General features: G+C 67.3%; 17 protein-coding genes and 1 rRNA gene. 9 read left to right on the top strand and 9 right to left on the bottom strand.

The genetic code is table 11. From position 1 onward, the window contains the following. The first annotated feature begins 77 nt into the window (after positions 1–77). The 4 genes from rrf (at position 78) to A9975_RS17140 (ending at position 2862) form a co-directional block, all read left to right on the top strand. Positions 78–190, top strand: a 5S ribosomal RNA gene (rrf, locus tag A9975_RS17125). A 152-nt stretch (positions 191–342) separates the two neighbouring features. Next, entirely contained in the window at positions 343–645 is a 303-nt protein-coding gene (locus A9975_RS17130; RefSeq protein WP_183033889.1) for a GIY-YIG nuclease family protein, read from the top strand. A gap of 164 nt (positions 646–809) precedes the next feature. After that, positions 810–2273 (top strand): DegQ family serine endoprotease, encoded by a 1464-nt coding sequence (locus A9975_RS17135; protein WP_183033890.1) that lies wholly within the window; start codon positions 810–812, stop codon positions 2271–2273. 271 nt (positions 2274–2544) lie between these two features. Beyond that, a complete protein-coding gene (locus A9975_RS17140; RefSeq protein ID WP_006164639.1) occupies positions 2545–2862 on the top strand; it encodes a hypothetical protein in 318 nt (105 codons plus the stop codon). Positions 2863–3083: 221 nt separating this feature from the next. Here the strand turns inward: A9975_RS17140 and A9975_RS17145 are convergent, their stop codons facing one another. The 5 genes from A9975_RS17145 to A9975_RS17165 form a co-directional block, all read right to left on the bottom strand. Further along, positions 3084–4658 (bottom strand): MFS transporter, encoded by a 1575-nt coding sequence (locus A9975_RS17145; RefSeq protein WP_183033891.1) that lies wholly within the window; start codon positions 4656–4658, stop codon positions 3084–3086. Continuing rightward, positions 4655–5143: a MarR family winged helix-turn-helix transcriptional regulator gene (locus A9975_RS17150; RefSeq protein ID WP_043357122.1), complete on the bottom strand. Its 489-nt coding sequence runs from the start codon at positions 5141–5143 to the stop codon at positions 4655–4657. The genes A9975_RS17145 and A9975_RS17150 overlap by 4 nt, the downstream gene beginning before the upstream one ends. Positions 5144–5258: 115 nt before the next feature. Further along, the gene (locus A9975_RS17155; RefSeq protein ID WP_183033892.1) at positions 5259–7286 is read right to left on the bottom strand and encodes a DUF3488 and transglutaminase-like domain-containing protein; all 2028 of its coding nucleotides are present in this window, start codon (positions 7284–7286) and stop codon (positions 5259–5261) included. Then, a complete protein-coding gene (locus A9975_RS17160) occupies positions 7283–8329 on the bottom strand; it encodes a DUF58 domain-containing protein (protein WP_183033893.1) in 1047 nt (348 codons plus the stop codon). Before A9975_RS17160 ends, A9975_RS17155 begins: the two co-directional genes overlap by 4 nt. A 6-nt stretch (positions 8330–8335) precedes the next feature. After that, positions 8336–9256 (bottom strand): AAA family ATPase, encoded by a 921-nt coding sequence (locus tag A9975_RS17165; protein WP_183033894.1) that lies wholly within the window; start codon positions 9254–9256, stop codon positions 8336–8338. 170 nt (positions 9257–9426) lie between these two features. Here A9975_RS17165 and A9975_RS17170 point away from each other — a divergent pair, with 170 nt between their 5' ends. Then, on the top strand, positions 9427–10308 hold the full coding sequence (locus A9975_RS17170; RefSeq protein WP_370564838.1) for a phytanoyl-CoA dioxygenase family protein: 882 nt from the start codon (positions 9427–9429) through the stop codon (positions 10306–10308). A gap of 20 nt (positions 10309–10328) precedes the next feature. Here A9975_RS17170 and A9975_RS17175 read toward each other — a convergent pair whose 3' ends face one another. Then, entirely contained in the window at positions 10329–11177 is an 849-nt protein-coding gene (locus tag A9975_RS17175; RefSeq protein ID WP_183033896.1) for an IclR family transcriptional regulator, read from the bottom strand. A 141-nt stretch (positions 11178–11318) separates the two neighbouring features. Here A9975_RS17175 and A9975_RS17180 point away from each other — a divergent pair, with 141 nt between their 5' ends. Further along, positions 11319–12248, top strand: coding sequence for a LysR family transcriptional regulator (locus A9975_RS17180; RefSeq protein WP_150991598.1), 930 nt, complete (start codon positions 11319–11321; stop codon positions 12246–12248). Between the two features lie 167 nt (positions 12249–12415). Here A9975_RS17180 and A9975_RS17185 read toward each other — a convergent pair whose 3' ends face one another. Continuing rightward, the gene (locus A9975_RS17185; protein ID WP_183033897.1) at positions 12416–12694 is read right to left on the bottom strand and encodes a hypothetical protein; all 279 of its coding nucleotides are present in this window, start codon (positions 12692–12694) and stop codon (positions 12416–12418) included. 238 nt (positions 12695–12932) lie between these two features. Beyond that, complete coding sequence (locus A9975_RS17190) at positions 12933–13502, bottom strand: YggT family protein (protein ID WP_150991592.1); 570 nt, start codon at positions 13500–13502, stop codon at positions 12933–12935. Positions 13503–13704: 202 nt separating this feature from the next. On the opposite strand from A9975_RS17190, the gene A9975_RS17195 reads away from it, so the two are divergent. The 3 genes from A9975_RS17195 (at position 13705) to A9975_RS17205 (ending at position 15793) form a co-directional block, all read left to right on the top strand. Continuing rightward, a complete protein-coding gene (locus A9975_RS17195) occupies positions 13705–14157 on the top strand; it encodes a MarR family winged helix-turn-helix transcriptional regulator (protein ID WP_150991589.1) in 453 nt (150 codons plus the stop codon). Between the two features lie 178 nt (positions 14158–14335). Next, positions 14336–14983 (top strand): glycine zipper 2TM domain-containing protein, encoded by a 648-nt coding sequence (locus A9975_RS17200; RefSeq protein WP_183033898.1) that lies wholly within the window; start codon positions 14336–14338, stop codon positions 14981–14983. Positions 14984–15112: 129 nt separating this feature from the next. Then, a complete protein-coding gene (locus tag A9975_RS17205) occupies positions 15113–15793 on the top strand; it encodes a type 1 glutamine amidotransferase domain-containing protein (RefSeq protein ID WP_183033899.1) in 681 nt (226 codons plus the stop codon). A gap of 4 nt (positions 15794–15797) precedes the next feature. Here A9975_RS17205 and A9975_RS17210 read toward each other — a convergent pair whose 3' ends face one another. Beyond that, positions 15798–17339 carry a fatty acyl-CoA synthetase gene (locus A9975_RS17210; RefSeq protein ID WP_183033900.1) on the bottom strand — a complete coding sequence of 514 codons (1542 nt, stop codon included), beginning with the start codon at positions 17337–17339 and terminating at the stop codon, positions 15798–15800. Between the last annotated feature and the right edge of the window lie 132 nt (positions 17340–17471).

Below are 17471 nucleotides of genomic sequence, written 5' to 3' on the forward strand. Positions count from 1 at the left end.
TTGGCCGATACGCACAACCTATTTACTACATCCCTATTCGCTGCGTTGAGCACACCTCAACGCAGCCACCGTTTATGCCTGGTGACCATAGCGAGTTGGAACCACCCCTTCCCATCCCGAACAGGACCGTGAAACGACTCCACGCCGATGATAGTGCGGATACCCGTGTGAAAGTAGGTAATCGCCAGGCTCTCCCTTGAAACCCCCCAGTACGAAAGTACTGGGGGGTTTTGCTTTTATGGCTGCGGATTCGTGGCTGTGATTTGCGGCTGCGAAAAATGATGGCCACAAGCATAATTGCCGCTCCGGCCACCTTGCCTCCCTCTCTTTAGCTTATTTCGAATGCCAGCCGACGGCGAAGCCCCGTGGTTTCTTTACCTGCTCGAATGCGAGGGCAACACGATCTACACCGGTATCACCACGGATGTGGAGCGGCGCTTCGCCCAACATCTGGCAGGAACGGGCGCTAAATATACGCGATCGCGCAAGCCCATCAGGATCCTGGGCTGGCAGCGCTTCGACAATCGCTCGGAAGCCTCAAAGGCCGAAGCGGCGGCAAAGCGGCTGACTTCCGCGCAGAAGCGGAGTTTTTGCGCGCAATTGGCGACGGAGGTGCACGATGCGCCAGCCGCCGATCTTGCTTGAGCATTACCTTCGCACCTTGAATGCCCCCACATCGGTGGCATCCTTCTTGATCCCGGCAGTGCCTTCTACGCTTCCTTAAGTCTGGTTTAAGGATCGGCCTTTAGGATGGTCCTGTCGCGTCCAGATAGCCTGGACGCCTGAGGTAACCAAGAAAGGAAAACGCCATGATTCGCCAGACGCTTGCACGCTCCGCCATTGGCATTGCTGCCCTGGCCGCTCTTGCCGGGGGGTATACCTATCTGCAGAAAGAAGTCATCACGCCGGGATATGCCGCTCAGGCGCCAGTAACGGCCTCGGCCCAGCCCCTGGCCGTTGCCGCGCCCACCGACTTCTCGAGCATTGTCGACCAGTACGGTCCGGCAGTGGTCAATATCAGTGTTACCGCGCGCGCCCAGCGCGCTTCGGCACAGGTACCGCAGGGCATGGACCCGGATGATCCCCTGTTCCAGTTCTTCAAGCGCTTCGGCCCGCAGTTCCAAGGTCCCCAGAATGGCCAGCAGCAACTTGTGCGTGGCCTCGGCTCGGGCTTTATCGTCAGTCCCGATGGCCTGATCCTGACCAATGCGCACGTGGTGGATGGCGCGCAGGAAGTGACGGTCAAGCTGACCGACCGCCGCGAATTCAAGGCCAAGGTGCTGGGCGCGGATGCGCAAACGGATGTGGCGGTGATCAAGATCGACGCCAAGGATCTGCCGACCGTGCGCCTGGGCGACCCCTCGCGCGTACGCGTGGGTGAGCCGGTGCTGGCCATCGGCTCGCCTTATGGTTTCGAGAATACGGTCACCGGCGGCATCGTCAGCGCGAAATCGCGCTCCTTGCCCGATGACACCTATGTGCCATTCATCCAGACCGATGTGGCCGTGAATCCCGGCAACTCTGGCGGCCCTCTGTTCAACCAGCGGGGCGAAGTGATCGGTATCAACTCGCAGATCTACAGCCAGACTGGCGGCTACCAGGGGTTGTCGTTCTCGATTCCGATCGACGTGGCTACCAAGGTGCAGGCGCAGTTGGTGGCGCATGGCAAGGTCACCCGCGGCCGTCTCGGCATCGGCGTGCAGGAGGTCAACCAGGCCCTGGCGCAATCCTTCGGGCTGCCGAAGCCTAGCGGTGCGCTGGTCAACTCGGTGGAGCCGGACAGCCCGGCCGCCAAGGCGGGTCTCAAGCCGGGCGACGTGATCGTGCAGCTTGGCAACGACGTGATCGACCATTCCGGAGACTTGCCTGAGCATGTGGCCGACCTCGCGCCGGGCACGCAGACTTCGCTGAAGGTGATCCGCAAAGGTGAGCCGCTGGCCCTGACGGTGAAGGTCGGCACGGCCAAGGATGCGGCAGTTGCCGGCAAGACTCCCGCCAATGACGCCAGCGGCAAGCTTGGCCTGGCGGTCCGCCCGCTGAGCCCGACCGAGAAGCGCGACAGCGGGATAGACGGCGGGCTGGTGGTCGAAGATGTCGCTGGCCCGGCGGCCAAGGTGGGCATCCAGCCGGGTGACGTCATCCTGTCCATCAACGGCACGCCGATCAGCTCGGCGGAGCAGTTGCGGGCCCTGGTAGCGAAGTCCGGCAAGCAGGTTGCACTGCTGGTGCAACGCGACGATGCCCGTATCTTTATCCCTCTGGACCTGGGTTAACTGCAAAGCCAGCTACGGAGTTAGCCAGGGAGTTAACCGCGAAGTTAACCCCGAGTTAACCTCGGCATAAATGGCGGGCGGGCCGGCACGAAGGTATACGTGTCGGCCCGCCAAGCCTTTGTGGACGCCGAATTCCGGTGCAATAGGGCTGCCAGAACGCGCGGTAACAGGTATCATCTCGACTGCGAAGCAGGACATGCAGCAACAGCCTTGACCATCCCGGGCCATTAATGCGAAATTGTCCTGCAGACTCGATGACACAAGGAAGTCTATGCAGTTGGATTTCACCCGCGCGTCCGCGACCACGGGTACCGAGAGAGCGCGGCGCCTGCCGCAAGCCTCGCCCACCCCGCGCCGACGCAAGAAAGCTGAAGCCCCGCACTGGGAGCGTGGCTACCGTTCGCATTTCTACCGCAATGAGCGCGGCGAGAAACTGGGCGAAGTTCGCTTGTCCGATCGTGGCGACATGCCCGTGGTCTATCACTGGGCCGCAGGCAATTACTCCGGTGCGGAGGGCTCGCTCGCTCATGCCCGCATGCGCGTGGAAGAAACCATCGGCTTTGGCATGCGCCAGCTCGCTCTGTTCTGACTAGAGCCGATTAACTAGCCGACCCGACGCTTTCTCGGAAAGCGACAGCCGCGCGCGCCCCGCGCCGCGACTCCCCGGAGCGATCCGCTCCGGCATGCCAGCCAGATTTACCCGATCCAACGCGCTGCTCCAGCCCCTCGGGCCGACACTGCGTAGCCTGTGCGGCAGACAGATCTGCACGCGCCCCGGCATCCAACTCCCAGTCCTGCACCAAGCGCGCTTCAATCGAGACGGCGTTGCGCCAGCATAAAGACAGCAGCCGTCAGGGCAAGCGCCGCGATCAGCCGATACAGATCCTCGCAGGCAATCAACCTGGCCTGCGTATCCACCAGGCCGGCAAGTTGCGCCAGCGCGGCCTGATAGGCATGGCCAGGATCCAGCCCGCGCGCGCTCAAGGCCGCCTGGACCGTCGCCATCCACTGCTGCGTCTCTGTCGTGTGCTGGCCAAGCGCGCCGGTCAGGCTGGTGTGTAGCGCGAACTGCCGGTTCTGCAAAAGCACGGCGCCGAGCGCGGACGCGAAGGACGCGGCGATCTGGCGCAGCAGGTTCTTGCTGCGGTAGCCGTGGGCGAAATCGTCGCCGGCCAGCGAGCGGAAGGTGAGGCCGGCAATCGGGATGATGACCATCACGCCAAACAGGCCCTTGCCCACCAGTCCCCACGCCAGCGCCGAGGGGCCGGCATTGGGCGGCATCGACGAAAACCACCACGTGGCGCCGGCCATCAGAAGCAGTCCGCTTGCCATCAGCGGCTTCTTGTGCGGCAGTTTTGGGGCCAGGCGCAGGTAGACGACGATCCCGGCCAGGCTGACCGTGGCGGCGAAGGTGTTAAGCCAGCCGGTAGTCGCCAGCGGCAGCCCGAGCGCCTGCTCGGCGTAGATCGGGAACACGTAGCCGCTCAGGTTGCTGATCAGGTAGTAAACAAAATACATGGCCAGCCCGGTCAGGTAGACCGGATTGCGCAGCGCGCGCAGATGGAGCACCGGCGTGCTGTGATGCCATTGCTGCCAGAGAAACCCCATCAGCAGTCCGATACCCGCCGCGCAGATCAGTGCCAGCCGCAGCGGGTGCGAGAAGATATCGAAGCGCGCCTGCGTCATGGCGGCCTGCAGGGTCACCACCGCCGCGCCGAACAGCAGCAGGGGGCCCAGCGCGGGGCCGGGATCGTCCTCGCGCGGCTCGGCGTCCGGCAGCAGCAGCCACGCCCCCAGCGCAGCCAGCGCGGCGAAGGGCAGCACGCCGTAGAACACGTCCTGCCACACGCCGTGCTCGATCAGCTCAGCTGCCATGGCGGGCGCCAGCGCGGAGGCGGCAAAGATCCCCAGCATGAAGATGCGCGAAGCGCGCGGCCGGTCGGCCGGCGCGAACATCACATTGACCAGGATGCGGCAGCTGGTAAACAGCGCCCCGCCGCCCACGCCCTGCACAAAGCGCGCGCCCACCAGCTGCGGCAGTGAATGGCTGGTGGCTGCCGCCAGCGTGCCCGCCATGAAGATCAACAGCGCGCCGGTGAGGTAGTAGCGATAGCCAAAGCGCTGCGCCAGCCATTGCTGTTTGAGGATCATCAACATGCTGCCCACCGCGTACGCGGCCTGGACCAGGGCGAAGCTGCGCGGATCGGCATCGATGCCGCCAACGATGTGGCTCGACGCGAACACGAACATGATGCTCTCGAGGAACTCCACCGAGGTCGCCAGCGCGAGCAGCAGCATCACCAGGGTCTGGCGCTGCTGGTGGCTGAGCAGGCGCAGCCACCGCAGCCCGAGCCGCAGCGGCCGTAATGCAGATACGGCTTTCATGGTTCCAGCGTCAGCAGATTCTGGTGCATCCGGTTGAGCGCACGCGTGGCAGCGGCCAGGCCGCTTTCGCCGACCGGCCCCCAGGCCTCGGCGTAGGCCGCGTGCACGGCAGGGGCGGCACGCTCCAGCATGCGGTGGCCGGCGGCTGTCAGTACCAGCTCAGTGCTGCGGCGGTCCTGCGCCGAGGCGTGCCGGCGCACCAGGCCGCGCGCTTCGAGGCCGTCCATCAGCCGGGTCATCTGCGTGCGTGTGGCGTCGAGCGTGATGCCGAGCTCGGACGGCAGGCTGGGCTGGTTGTCGTCGGTGGCGAGCAGGCTGATGGCGAGGTATTGCTGCAGGTCCAGCTCGAAGGGCGCTAGCGCGCGATCGATGTGGCTGCGCAGCAGACGTGCGGTGCGCATGAGCAGCCGGGAAGCCAGGATCAGGTCGCGCGGCGCTTCCGGATGGCCCGCGCAGAAGCGGTCAATGCGGTCTTCGAAGGACATGGCGGGGAGTCAGGTGATGCCGGAACAATGGAGCCGGTCCGACAATATAATTACAAACGTAATTATATCATCTGAAACAAGTCGAGGCGCTGATGCCTCCCGGCGCTCGCTATGTTCAGCGAGCGAGGTGACGGCAAAGCCGCCGCAGCGCCTGACGCAGCCCGGCAAGCTCGGCCGAGCGCTGCACTGGCGCCAGGCGGCCGTAGCGCAGCCTGGTGTAGCGATCGCTGAAGTCCTGCACTGCCAGCGCGGCAGCCGGGAGGGCGCGAGCGGCCCGCGCTGCAAAATCCTGGGGCCCTTCGGACGGCGCGCGCACGCAACCGTGGCGTGCCAGCTGGCGGCAGAAGCGCGCGTAGGCGGCTTGCACCGGATCGATCCGGTGGCGCCTGAGCACGAGTGGCACGAGCGCCAGCAGGCTCAGCGCAGCCAGTCCGCCCAGCAGGACCTGCGGCACGCTGTCGCCGATGCCGAGCTGCTGCATCAGCCGTGCCTGCTGGCCGCGATCGTATTGCAATACCCAGCGCTGCCAGGTGTAGACCATGCCGTCCATGCCCCAGCGCAGGTTCCGCAGCCAGCCCGGGTCTCGCATCGCGTGCAGCGCTTCGATCTCGCTGGCCTCCAGCGCGGCGTCGATGCCGCGCTCGACCCGGCTTGGCGCCACCGCGCTGGTGGGATCGACGCGCACCCAGCCGCGCCCCTCGAGCCAGATTTCCGCCCATGCGTGGGCGTCGGCCTGCCGCACGATGTAATTGCCGCCGATGGGGTTGTACTCGCCGCCGAGATAGCCGGTGACCACGCGCGCTGGCACGCCGGCTGCGCGCATCAGGAACACGAAGCTGCTGGCGTAGTGCTCGCAAAAGCCACGTCGCGTGTCGAACAGGAAACTGTCGACCTGCTCGTGGCCAAGCGGCGAAGGCGAGAGCGTGTAGCTGAACGGCGCGGCGGCAAACAGCCGCAGCGCGGCCCGCGCCCGCTGGGCGGGATCCGGATATTGCTCCGCCCACGCGGCGGCGAGCTCCCGCGTGCGCGGGTTGCCCGGAGGCAATGCCAGTGCCAGCTCTCGCGTCGCCAGATCGAGCGGCTGCGCTGCGGCCGGAGCCGAACGCGCGCGGTAGCGCAGGCGCCGGTCCACCGGGTCGCGCGTAAAAAACTCCCCGTCGGCATTGATCACTGCCCCGGCGCCGGGGGCGATCGCCTGGCCACGGTCGAGCAGGAACAGCCACGCGTGCTGGTTGGGCTCCAGCGTGATGCTGTAGTCGACGATCCCGTTGGCCGGGGCGTTGCCAACCGTCTCGCCGCGCCCGCCGTCCGCAGCCGTGTCATCGGCCGCCGGCAAGGCAGGCGCCGGCTGCGCGCGCCGCTGCCGCAGGGGCGATGGCCGCCAGGTCTGTCCATCGAATTGCCACAGCACCAGCGCGCGCCAGTACAGGGCGCTGGCCGGCAACGGACCGCCTTGCACGTCGGCACGCAGTGCGACTTCGGTCGACTGGGTGAGCCGGCTTACGCTGCCCGGGCTCATGGTGTCGCTGATGCCGGTAGTGGCCACGGCCTCGGCTTGCGGCAGCCGCCACAGTGGGCGATCCAGGCGCGGAAACAGGACAAAGAGCAACAGCGCCCAGGGCAGCCCGATCAGCGTCAGGCGGCCGAGCAACGGCCACACGGCAAGATAGCCCCGTGCCTCGGGATGCCCCAGGAAGAGCCAGTTGCGCAGCAGCCAGGCGGCAATGGCAAGGCTGTACAAGGCCAGCCAGAACGGCTGGTCGAACAGGTACAGGCTCAGCAGCAGGTAAAAGCACAGCTGGGTAACCAGCGTGGCATCGGCCAGCACCCGGCACTCCAGCAATTTGAGCACGACGAAGGCGCCCAGCAGCGCCACCGACAGGTCGCGCCCCATGTTGCCGCCGGCCTGCCAGACCAGCGCGGCGGCCACCAGCATCACCAGCCCCGCGATGATCCCGAGCATCAGGCGCGAGGGCAGCGGCGCGCGCTGGTGCCACAACAGCCAGCGCCACGCCAGCAGCAAGACCAGCAAGACGCTGATGGTCACCGGCAGGCTGCGCGCTTGCGGCGCTAGCACCAATGCCAGCTGGCCCAGCAGCAGGCCATGCTCTTCATGCGCAAGGGGGCGCGGTGGCAGCTTCACGGTGTGCCCTCCGGCGGGGTCTGACCGGCGCGTCCCGGCCACAGGGCCAGGGCTTCGAGGCAGGCGCGGCGATGCCCGCCGCCGCGCCCGGGCGGGATCTCGACCCCGGGCAGCCGCAGGCCGATTTCCATGGTGTCGCCCGCGGCCACCACCCAGGCGCACAGGCGCGATAGCCTCGCCTCAATGCCGAGCTGTGGTGGCAGGGCCTGCCAGTCCAGCCAGCAGGTCGGCAGGCTGCCGGCCTCGCCGGTGCGGCTCAGCCAGCGGCCGGTACGCGCGCTATGTTTCCAGGCGATGCGGTGCAGCGGATCGCCGCTGCGGTAGCGCCGCAACTGATCCGTGCCATCGTCCGAGGGCACGGACGCCGCGCCGTCGTCGTCGGGCTGCGCGGCAAATGGCAGAGGCGGCGCGCCAGGTTCCGGCTTTGGGTAGACCAGCGCGGCTAGCGGCAGGTCGGCATAGCTCCACACCCGGAACAAGCCCAGCGGAAAACGGCTCGACAGCGTGACGCGCGGCAGCGCCAGCCAGCCGCGCTGGCTGGTGGGCATGTGCAGGGCCAGCTGGCCGGAGGCATCCCGTGCCAGGCTCAGGCGGGCAGGCAGCGCGCCAGCCTGGGCCGGCAGGCTTGCCTCCACGCCGATGCGCACCGGCGCGTCGCTGCCCGAAATGCGCAGGCTGAATGCGGCCGCCTCGCCGGCAAAGGCTGGCGCCGCGCTGGCACCGGCCACCGTCATGTCGAGCAGGTTGCGGTAGGCCTGCCACATGCAGGCCATGCCGATGCCGCCGAGCAGGAAGGTGAGGGCGAAGCCCAGGCTGATGTTGTAGTTCAGCGAGGTCAGCAGCATGGCCATCAGCAAGACCGCGAAGCCCAGGCCGGCCCGGGTGGGCAGGATGTACAGGTGACGGCGGTCGAGCGTTACCACGCCTTGCCGGGGTGCGCGCCGGCGCTGCAGCCAGGGTGGCGACGCCCACGCCTGCCGCTTGGGGCCAGGCGCGGCCGGCGCTGCCGTGCCCGGCGAGGAAAACGGCCGGTTGCGCGCCATCGGGCGTCAGGGAATGGCCACGTCGGCCAGCAGGCGGGTAAGCGCATCCTGGCCACCGCCGGCTGCGCCGGACGGCAGCAGCCGGTGGCCCGCTACTGGCATGAAGACCGCCTGCACGTCTTCGGGCAGCACGCTGTCGCGCTGGTGCAGCAGCGCCCAGGCGCGCGCGCAGGCCAGCAGCGCCAGGCCTGCCCGCGGCGACAGCCCGGCGGCAAAGGCGGAGTGCGCGCGCGTGGCCTGCACCAGCGCCAGGGCGTAGTCCACCAGCGCCGGGCCGGCATAGACCTGGGCCGCGGCCTGCTGCAGCGCGGCCACCTGCTCGGCATCCATCACGGGCGTGCCGGCCGCGGGCGCTGCCCCCCCGAGGTAGAGCACGCGCTCGAAAGCCGGATCGGGATAACCCAGCGACAGGCGCATGGTGAAGCGGTCGAGCTGGGATTCGGGCAAGGCGTGCGTGCCGATCTGGTCCAGCGGATTCTGCGTGGCGATGACGAAGAACGGGGACGGCAAGGCATGGGTGACGCCGTCGTGGGTGACCTGTCCCTCGGCCATCGCCTCCAGCAGGGCGCTCTGCGTCTTGGGGGTGGCGCGGTTGATCTCGTCGGCAAGCACCACCTGCGCGAACACGGGGCCGCGATGGAAGCGGAAATCCGCGCTGTCGCGCACGAAGACGGAGACGCCGATCAGGTCGGCGGGCAACAGGTCGCTGGTGAACTGCACGCGCTGGAACTGCAACCCCAACGTGCGCGCCAGCGCGTGGGCGAGCGTGGTCTTGCCCACGCCCGGCAGGTCCTCCAGCAGCAGATGGCCACGTGCCAGCATGCAGGCCAGCGCCAGCCGGATCTGCCGGGGCTTGCCCAGGACGATGCGGCCAAGCTGGGCTTCCGCCTCGGAGAGCGATGCGACGATGCGTGGGCGAGCTGTCACGTGAAGCCTGCGGGTCGGGGGGAGAACCCGGCCATTGTAGCGGCGCGCGCAGGCGCGGGAACAGTCTGTTTGCGCACGCAACGGGCACCCCACACACGCCGGGCGCGCCGATTCGCCCGGCTTCTGGCATTATCGAAGCTGTCGGCCCAGCCAACCCCTCATCCGCTGCAATGAACTCCCCGCTTGCTGTCCCGCCGGGTGCCGCTTCCAAAGTGGCTTCCACGGCTTCCAAGGTTTCCACCGCTTCCATCGCTTCGGCCATCGCTCCGACCGCTGCAGACTTGAACGAACTCAACCGTGCCTTTCATGCGGACGGCTATATCGTGCTGCGCGGCTTTGCCCCGCCCGCGGTCTGCGACCAGCTCGAGCAGGTCGCACGCGCGCAACTGGCCGCGGCGGCGGCGCCGGTCGAATATGAAGCCGAGCTAGGCTATCCCGGCGCGCCCGCCAGCCGCGACGCCGTCGGAGGGGGCACGGTGCGGCGCTTGCGCCAGGCCTATGGGCGCGACGATGCGTTCCGTGCATGGGCCGCCGATCCCGCGGTGGCGCAGGTGGTGGCGAGCTTGCTGGGCGAGCCGGTGTGCCTGACTCTCGCGCACCACAACTGCGTGATGACCAAGCATCCGCACTATGGCAGCCAGACCGGCTGGCACCGTGATACCCGCTACTGGTCATTTGCCCGCCCGGAGCTGGTGACGGTGTGGCTGGCGCTGGGCAGGGAAGATGAGAGCAACGGCGTGCTGCGCGTGATTCCCGGCTCGCATACCGTCGCGCTCGAATCCGGCCAGCTCGATGCGGCCGAATTCCTGATCGAGTCGCATCCGGCCAGCCAGGCCATGCTGCAAGGCGTGCGGCCGCTGGCCCTGGAGCGCGGCGACGTGCTGTTGTTCGACAGCCGGTTGTTTCATAGCGCGGGCCAGAACGTTTCCGAAGCGGTCAAGCTGTCGGTCGCCTTCGCCTACCACGGTGCCAGCAACCATCCGCTGCCGGGCACCCGCTCGGCCGAATTCGGCAGCGTCGAGCTGTCCGCGCCGGCAACGCCCACGCGCTAACCGCGCTGGCGCATCACGCATCAGCTCCGCAGGCTGATCAGGTTCGAGATTTTCTCGGAGGCGGCCAGCAGCGGCGGCAGGAAGCTGCTGGCCATGTCGTCGGCGCTGGTGCGGTTGGCCTGGCCGCTGATATTGATGGCGGCGATGACCTGGCCGGCACGGTTGCGGATCGGCGCGGCCAGCGAGACCAGCCCTTCTTCCAGCTCCTGGTCGTTCTGGGCCCAGCCGCGCGTGCGGATGCCGGCGATGATGGCCTTGAGCTCGGCAGGATCGGTGACGGTGCGGCTGGTACGGGCGCGCAGTTCGCTGGCGCCCAGCACCCGGTCGAGTTCCTCAAGCGGCAGGCCGGCCAGCAGCACGCGGCCCATCGACGAGCAATAGGCCGGGAGCCGGCTGCCGATGGACAGGTTGATCGTCATGATCTTGCGCGCCGGCACCCGCAGCACATAGACAATCTCGGTGCCGTCCAGCACGGAGATCGAGCAGCTTTCACGCACCTCCTGCGACAACGCCTCCATGATCGGCTCGGCCAGATTCCAGAACGGCATCGAGGTCAGGTAGGCGAAGCCCAGGTCGAGGATCTTGGGCGTCAGGCGGAACAGGCGGCCATCGGCGCGCACATAGCCCAGGCCGACCAGGGTCAGCAGAATGCGCCGCGCGCCCGCGCGGGTCAGGCCGCTGGCCTGCGCGATCTCGCTCAGCGTCTGGGCGGGATGCTGCGCGTCAAAGGCACGGATGACCGAGAGCCCGCGTGCAAAGGACTGCACATAGGTATCGCTCGGCTTCTCCGGGCCCGGCGCGGCGGCGGGCGCCACGGAAGCATCCGCGGCCGGGTGGTCGGAATTGTCGGGAGCGGCAGGGCTGGCCATCGGTTGGTTCGGCTGATTGCCGAATACACACGGAAAGGCCGAAAGGGTAGAGGAAATGCGGGGCGCGCGCCAGTGGCGCGCCCGCTGCGCGCATAATGTCGCGCGTTTGGGAAACATAGCTTGTAAAGGAAACATCGCCTGGTGAACGAGACAATCCAGTGGAACGATTGGGAAGCCTTCTGCTGCGTGGTGGAGCAAGGCACTTTCACGGCTGCGGCCGAGCAGCTCGACTGCCCCAAGTCCCGGGTCTCGGCGGCGGTGGCGCGGCTTGAGTCGGCCATCGGCTCCAAGCTGCTCCAGCGCACAACCCGGCGCATGCGCCTGACCGACGCCGGCAGCGCGGTGTACCGCGACGTGGCGCCCTTGTTCGCGCGGCTGCGTGAGATCCGCCAGGAAACACTAGCGCGCGAGGAGCGGGTGCAAGGCGTGCTGCGCATCGCCGCGCCGTACGAGTTTGGCGCCCAGCAACTGGGCGGCGTGATCTGCCGCACGCTGGCGGCCCACCCCGCACTGGACGTGAAGGTGGAGATCTCGCAAGGCATGGTCGATCCCATTCGTGACGGATTCGACGTCGCCTTTGTCGCGGTCGATGCCGACCTGCCCGATTCCGGGACCGTGGCGCGGCGCATCTATCATGTGGAGCGCGGCCTGTTCGCGGCGCCGGCGCTGGCCGCCGGCCTGCCGCTGCAACTGCAGCCCGAAGACCTGGCCAACCTGCCGACCCTGACCACGCCCGGTGACGGCATGTGGGAATTTACCCGCGATGGCGAGCGCGTGGCGGTACCGATCCGGCCGCGCATGCAGACCGCCAACGCCGAGCTGCGGCTGCAGGGCGCCCTGGCCGGCCTTGGCATTGCCCGGTTGTCGCTGATCTATTGCGAAGCAGAAGTCGCCCAGGGACGGCTGGTGAAGGTGCTGCCGGACTACCCCCCGCCGCCGCTGCGGGTCTTTGCCTTGCTGCCCGATCGCCGGCTGCAGCCGCGCAAGGTACGCGTCTTCATGGAGGCGGTGGAAGCCATGATGGCCTCCGAACTGCAGGACCGGAACGACGCAGCCGCGCCCGGCCCGTGAGGGCTGGCGCGGCTGTGGGGGTCATTGCGGTTGGGGGTGGGCGGCTGGCAGGCCTGCCCATTTCCGCGCTGACAATGGTGCTCACACCGTGAGCACTTGCTGACTATCTCTGACTATTTCTACCTATCTAGCTGTCTCTTCCATACCTGGCGAATGCCAGGTTGCGCTCAAGCGCCGTCGCTGAAGCTGCTGCGGGGCTCGTTCACGCCGCGGGCGCCGTCGGTGTAGGGGTCGCGCGGGCCGCTGCGCGCGCCATCGGTGAACGGGTCGCGCGCGCCGTTGCGGGCACCGTCGGTGAACGCGTCGACCGTGCGGCCGATGCTGCCATCGAGGCGGGCCAGGTCGGAAACCGGCGTGCTGGCGTGCGCGGAGGCGGCGGCCATCGACAGGCCGATGGCGCAGAGGAGGGAAACGGCGAGGGTGCGGGGTTGTGCGAGGGTCTTCATGATGCTTTTCTTCCTTCGGGCATATCGTGGTGTGTTCCACGTTGGCCGTAATGTATGCCTACATCTGCCCAGGAAAAAGCGTCAATCACCAAAACACTGTTCGTCACTATGAACAATGCCCCGGGTGTGCACCCGGGGCATTCATCGGCATCCCTTGCCGGAGGGGCATTCATCGGCATCCCTTGCCGGAGGGGCCTTCAAAAGGCCTTCATGGTTCTTTGGTGGTCTTTGGATGTCTTCAGAGGCCAAATCGTGCGCCGAACAATCCCGCGCCAAGGCGGGCAATGATCATCAGCAGGATCTGCGCGATCACGAAAAGCGCCAGCGGCGAGATATCGAAGCCGCCCAGGCGCGGAATCACGCGGCGGATCGGGCGCAGCAGCGGCTCGGTCAGGTGGTTGATGGCGGGCGTGACGGGTGAGTGCGGGTTGACCCACGACAGAATCGCCATCAGCAGCGTGACCCACATCACCATGCTGATGCCCCACTTCAGCACATTGAGCACGGCGATCAGCAGGATCAGCGGCAGGTAGGCCAGCGGGTCGGCGCCGGAGACCAGCAGCACCAGCAGCAGGAACGCCAGGGCGGTCAGCCAGGCACCGATCACGGTGGCCCAGTCGATGCCGCCAAGGCCGGGGATGAACCGGCGCAAGGGCCGCACCAGCCAGTCGGTGACCTGGAATACGCCTTGTGAGACGGGATTGCGCGTGGGCAGCCGTGTCCATTGCATCCACAGGCGCAGCAGCAGCGCCATGCCGAACAAGCTGAAGACGGTATCGAGCAGGAAAAGGGCGATTTCCGAGAACATCGGTTTCGGTTCCGGTGGAAGTGTGATGTCTGCAGTCAGGAGTGTCTGCGAACGCACAGATTCTGCCATACCCGCATCGGCGCTGGTCGAAACCCTGGCCTGGCCCCGGAACCAGACACTGCCACACGCCTGCGGGACCGCCGGGGGCAGCCCCTATAATAAGCGTCGAGCCAAGTTCCCCAGCGCCCAGACGCTGCCCCTTATGACCCGCCAGCCTGCCGCATCCAAATCCCCGCTTGCCAAGCAGGATTTCGAGGCACTTTCCGATTTTCGCTACCAACTGCGGCGTTTCCTGCGGTTTTCAGAAGATGCTGCCCAGAGCGAAGGGCTGACCGTGCAGCAATACCTGCTGATGCTGCATATCCGCGGCTGTGCCGGCAAGGACTGGGCATCGATCGGCGAGCTTGCCGAGCGCTTGCAGGCCAAGCAGCACGGCGTGGTCGCGCTGGTCAATCGCTGCGAGGCGGCCGGGCTGGTCAAGCGCAAGGCCAACCCGGATGATCGCCGCATTGTCGAGGTCCACCTGATGGCCAAGGGCGAGCGCTTCCTTAACCGGCTGGCCATGCTGCACCGGAGCGAGCTGGAGTCGCTGCGCGGCACCTTCCGCGTGGCACGCCTCACGGCCTTCAACGACGATGGCGCGGAGCGCGCCTGAGCGCTCGTGGAGCGTTTCTGAAGCGCTCCTGAAGCGGGCAAAGGCGTTTTTTTAACCCGCCAGGCATTCCCCGTTACAGGTGGTTACCAATCACAAGCCTCGGTGACACCCGAGGCGACCCTGCGGCCCTAGACTCGCGCGCATTCCCACTCGCGTTGCTACCGCAGGAGTTTTCCCGATGCCTTTCCCTTCCTTCCCCCTTCGTACCGCCGCGCTTGCCTTGCTTGCAGCGGGCGCCCTGGCCGGCTGCGTGAGCGCGCCATATGGCGGCGGGTATGGTGGCTACGGGGCCTATGGCAATTCGGGCACGTACGGCAGCAGCACGCCGGCGGGTGGCGCTTACCCCGTGGCCTACCCGCAGCAGGGCTACCAGCAACCCGCTTACCCGCAGGCGCCGGTACAGGAGAGCTATCCGCAACAGGGCTACCCGCAAGCCGGCTATCCCCAGGCGAGCCAGCCGCAAGCCGCCTACGGCAACGACGCCTACGGCGTGCGCTATGGCCAGGTTGAATCCATCGAGATGTTGCCGGGACAGCCGGCAAGCGGCGGCGTCGCCGGTACTTTGATCGGCGGCATGGTTGGCGGCCTGCTCGGCCACCAGGTAGGCGGCGGCCGCGGCAATACGGTGGCGACCATCGGCGGCGCGGTGGTCGGCGCGGTGGCCGGCAACGAGGTGGAGAAGCGCGCCAACACGGCACCGCCCGCGTACCGCATCCGCGTGCGCACCACCGACAACGGCTACCTCACGCTGACCCAGTCGACGCCGTACAACCTGCGCAACGGCGACCGGGTCAAGGTGCAGAACGGCGTGGCAATGCCTTACTAACGATGGGGTTGCCCGGATCTTCTGTTGTCCAAGGTCTATGGTCTAAGGGTTTCCGGGCGGAGAGGCGGCCGCGCATAGCGCACCCGCTTCCGCGCCTGGCGCCGTTCAACCCACAGCAAGGAGCACAGCATGAAGATCCTGATGGTTCTGACCTCGCATGACCAGTTGGGCAATACCGGCAAGAAAACCGGCTTCTGGCTCGAAGAGTTTGCCTCGCCCTACTATGTGTTCCGCGACGCCGGGGCCGACATCACGCTGGCCTCGCCTCAGGGCGGCCAGCCGCCGCTGGACCCGAAGAGCGACGCGCCCGATGCGCAGACCGAAGCCACCGAACGCTTCCGCAAGGACACCGCGGCCCAGGCCGCCCTGGCCAGCACGCTAAAGCTCGCGCAGGTCAAGGGTGGCGACTACGACGCTGTGTTCTATCCCGGCGGCCACGGCCCGTTATGGGACCTCGCCGAGGATCGCGCCTCCATTGCGCTGATCGAGACCATGTATGCCGCCGGCAAGCCGGTTGCCGCCGTGTGCCACGCGCCCGGCGTGCTGCGCCACGTGCGTGGCCCGGACGGTGAGCCGCTGGTGCGGGGCAAGGCGGTGACGGGCTTTTCCAATGCCGAGGAGGCCGCCGTCCAGCTGACCGAGGTGGTGCCTTTCCTGGTCGAGGATGAACTCAAGCGGCTGGGCGGCCACTATAGCAAGGCGGCCGACTGGCAGAGCTACGCGCTGGTGGCGCAGCGGCTCGTGACCGGACAGAATCCCGCCTCGTCTGCCGCAGCGGCCGAGGCCTTGCTGGCGTTGCTGAAGTCTTGATCGCCTACAGTCCAGCCCCGAACAAGCCCGCGTAATCTTCGCGCAATTGCCGCTTGAGCAGTTTGCCGGCGGTGTTGCGCGGCAGGTCGGGCACGAACACGATGCGCTTGGGCACCTTGTACGGGGCCAGCGCGGCGCGGGCATGGGCAAGCAGCGCCTCCTCCTCGGCGCGCGCCTCGCGCTTGAGCACCACGCAAGCCGCCACGGCCTCCACCCACTTGGGATGCGGCAGCGCGAAGACGGCGACTTCCGCCACGGCCTCATGCTGGTACAGGCACTCCTCGACTTCACGGCTGGATACCAGCACGCCGCCGGAATTGATCACGTCCTTGATGCGGTCCACCACATACAGGTAGCCGCCCTCGTCCATATAGCCCAAGTCGCCCGAGTGGAACCAGCCGCCGCTGAAGGCCTCGGCGGTCTGCTCCGGCTTGTCCCAGTACTCGGTGAGCAACTGTGGCGAGCGGTGCACGATCTCGCCGAGCTCGCCAGGTCTGGCGTCCTGCATCTTCTCGTCGACGATGCGGGTTTCCACATTCAGCACGGGCCGCCCGGCCGAAGTGGGCCGCTCGCGGTGCTCCTCGGGGCCGAGCACCGTGGCCAGCGGGCCGATCTCGCTTTGTCCGTAGCAGTTGAAAAAGCCCAGCGCGGGCAGGCGCTCGCGCAGCTCCAGCAGCACCGGCAGCGGCATGATCGAGGCGCCGTAATAGGCTTTGGTCAGCGAGACCAGCTGGCGCGGATCGAAGTCCGCGTGGCGCAGCAGCGCAATCCATACGGTGGGTGGCGCAAAGAAGCTGGTGATGCCGGCCTCGCGCACCGTGCGCAGGCAGAAGCCCGGTTCGGGGCTTTGCGCCAGCAGGACGCTGCCGCCCATCAGCAGCAGCGGCATCAGGAACACATGCATCTGCGCGGAGTGGTAGAGCGGCAGCGCAGCCAGCGCGTCATCCTCCGGCTTGATGTCGCACGTGGCGATGGCGCTCATGTATTCGGCCAGCAAGGCGCGATGCGTCAGCACCGCGCCCTTGGGCGCGGACGTGGTGCCGGAGGTGTAGAGGATCTGCGCCGGCATGGCGTCGTCGAGGGTGGCGAGGATCTCCCCGGCGGGGCCCTTGGCCGCCGTCAGCACGTCGCGCTGGCCGCCGCCATGGAGGGTCCCCAGCAGCGGGCAAGGCAGTCCTTCGACGTGCGCGGCCAGCGCCGGGTCGGCGAACAGCGCGCTGGCGCCGGACTGGGCGACGATGTATTCGACCTCGCCGCGCGTCATCGAGAAATTCACCGGCACATGGATCAGCCCGGCACGCAGGCAGCCCAGCCACAGCAGCACGTAGGCATCCGAATTCTTGCCGAACGCCGCCACGCGGTCGCCGGGGCGCAGTCCCCACCGCTGCAGCGCGGCGCCCACGCTGGCCGCCGCGGCCTCGAGTTCGCGATAGGTCCAGCTGCGTTCGCCAAAGCGCAGCGCCACCTTGTCGGGGCTGCGCCGCACCGCGCGGGCGAGGGCATCGGGGATGGTATTGCGCAGGACGCGCTGCTGCTCTGACTGCATGGTGGTCTCCGTTATGGTTTTAGGGTCCAGCAAGTCTTGAGAGCCGATGCCGCAGGGTTTGATCGCGTCATTGCATTCCCGGCGCAAGCACGATGCCATGGCTGTGGCGTTGGCCTTCGAGGGGCCAGCATA

The sequence above is a fragment of the Cupriavidus sp. UME77 genome, assembly GCF_014170355.1.
GTDB classification, from domain to species: domain Bacteria; phylum Pseudomonadota; class Gammaproteobacteria; order Burkholderiales; family Burkholderiaceae; genus Cupriavidus; species Cupriavidus basilensis.

Excerpts from the sequence above, each read along its gene's own strand:
- A9975_RS17135 (WP_183033890.1), top strand. The coding sequence starts at position 810 with ATGATTCGCCAGACGCTTGCACGCTCCGCCATTGGCATTGCTGCCCTG.
- A9975_RS17160 (WP_183033893.1), bottom strand. The coding sequence starts at position 8,329 with ATGGCGCGCAACCGGCCGTTTTCCTCGCCGGGCACGGCAGCGCCGGCC.
- A9975_RS17205 (WP_183033899.1), top strand. The coding sequence starts at position 15,113 with ATGAAGATCCTGATGGTTCTGACCTCGCATGACCAGTTGGGCAATACC.
- A9975_RS17200 (WP_183033898.1), top strand. The coding sequence starts at position 14,336 with ATGCCTTTCCCTTCCTTCCCCCTTCGTACCGCCGCGCTTGCCTTGCTT.
- A9975_RS17150 (WP_043357122.1), bottom strand. The coding sequence starts at position 5,143 with ATGTCCTTCGAAGACCGCATTGACCGCTTCTGCGCGGGCCATCCGGAA.
- A9975_RS17145 (WP_183033891.1), bottom strand. The coding sequence starts at position 4,658 with ATGAAAGCCGTATCTGCATTACGGCCGCTGCGGCTCGGGCTGCGGTGG.
- A9975_RS17195 (WP_150991589.1), top strand. The coding sequence starts at position 13,705 with ATGACCCGCCAGCCTGCCGCATCCAAATCCCCGCTTGCCAAGCAGGAT.
- A9975_RS17130 (WP_183033889.1), top strand. The coding sequence starts at position 343 with ATGCCAGCCGACGGCGAAGCCCCGTGGTTTCTTTACCTGCTCGAATGC.
- A9975_RS17140 (WP_006164639.1), top strand. The coding sequence starts at position 2,545 with ATGCAGTTGGATTTCACCCGCGCGTCCGCGACCACGGGTACCGAGAGA.
- A9975_RS17175 (WP_183033896.1), bottom strand. The coding sequence starts at position 11,177 with ATGGCCAGCCCTGCCGCTCCCGACAATTCCGACCACCCGGCCGCGGAT.
- A9975_RS17190 (WP_150991592.1), bottom strand. The coding sequence starts at position 13,502 with ATGTTCTCGGAAATCGCCCTTTTCCTGCTCGATACCGTCTTCAGCTTG.
- A9975_RS17210 (WP_183033900.1), bottom strand. The coding sequence starts at position 17,339 with ATGCAGTCAGAGCAGCAGCGCGTCCTGCGCAATACCATCCCCGATGCC.
- A9975_RS17170 (WP_370564838.1), top strand. The coding sequence starts at position 9,427 with ATGAACTCCCCGCTTGCTGTCCCGCCGGGTGCCGCTTCCAAAGTGGCT.
- A9975_RS17185 (WP_183033897.1), bottom strand. The coding sequence starts at position 12,694 with ATGAAGACCCTCGCACAACCCCGCACCCTCGCCGTTTCCCTCCTCTGC.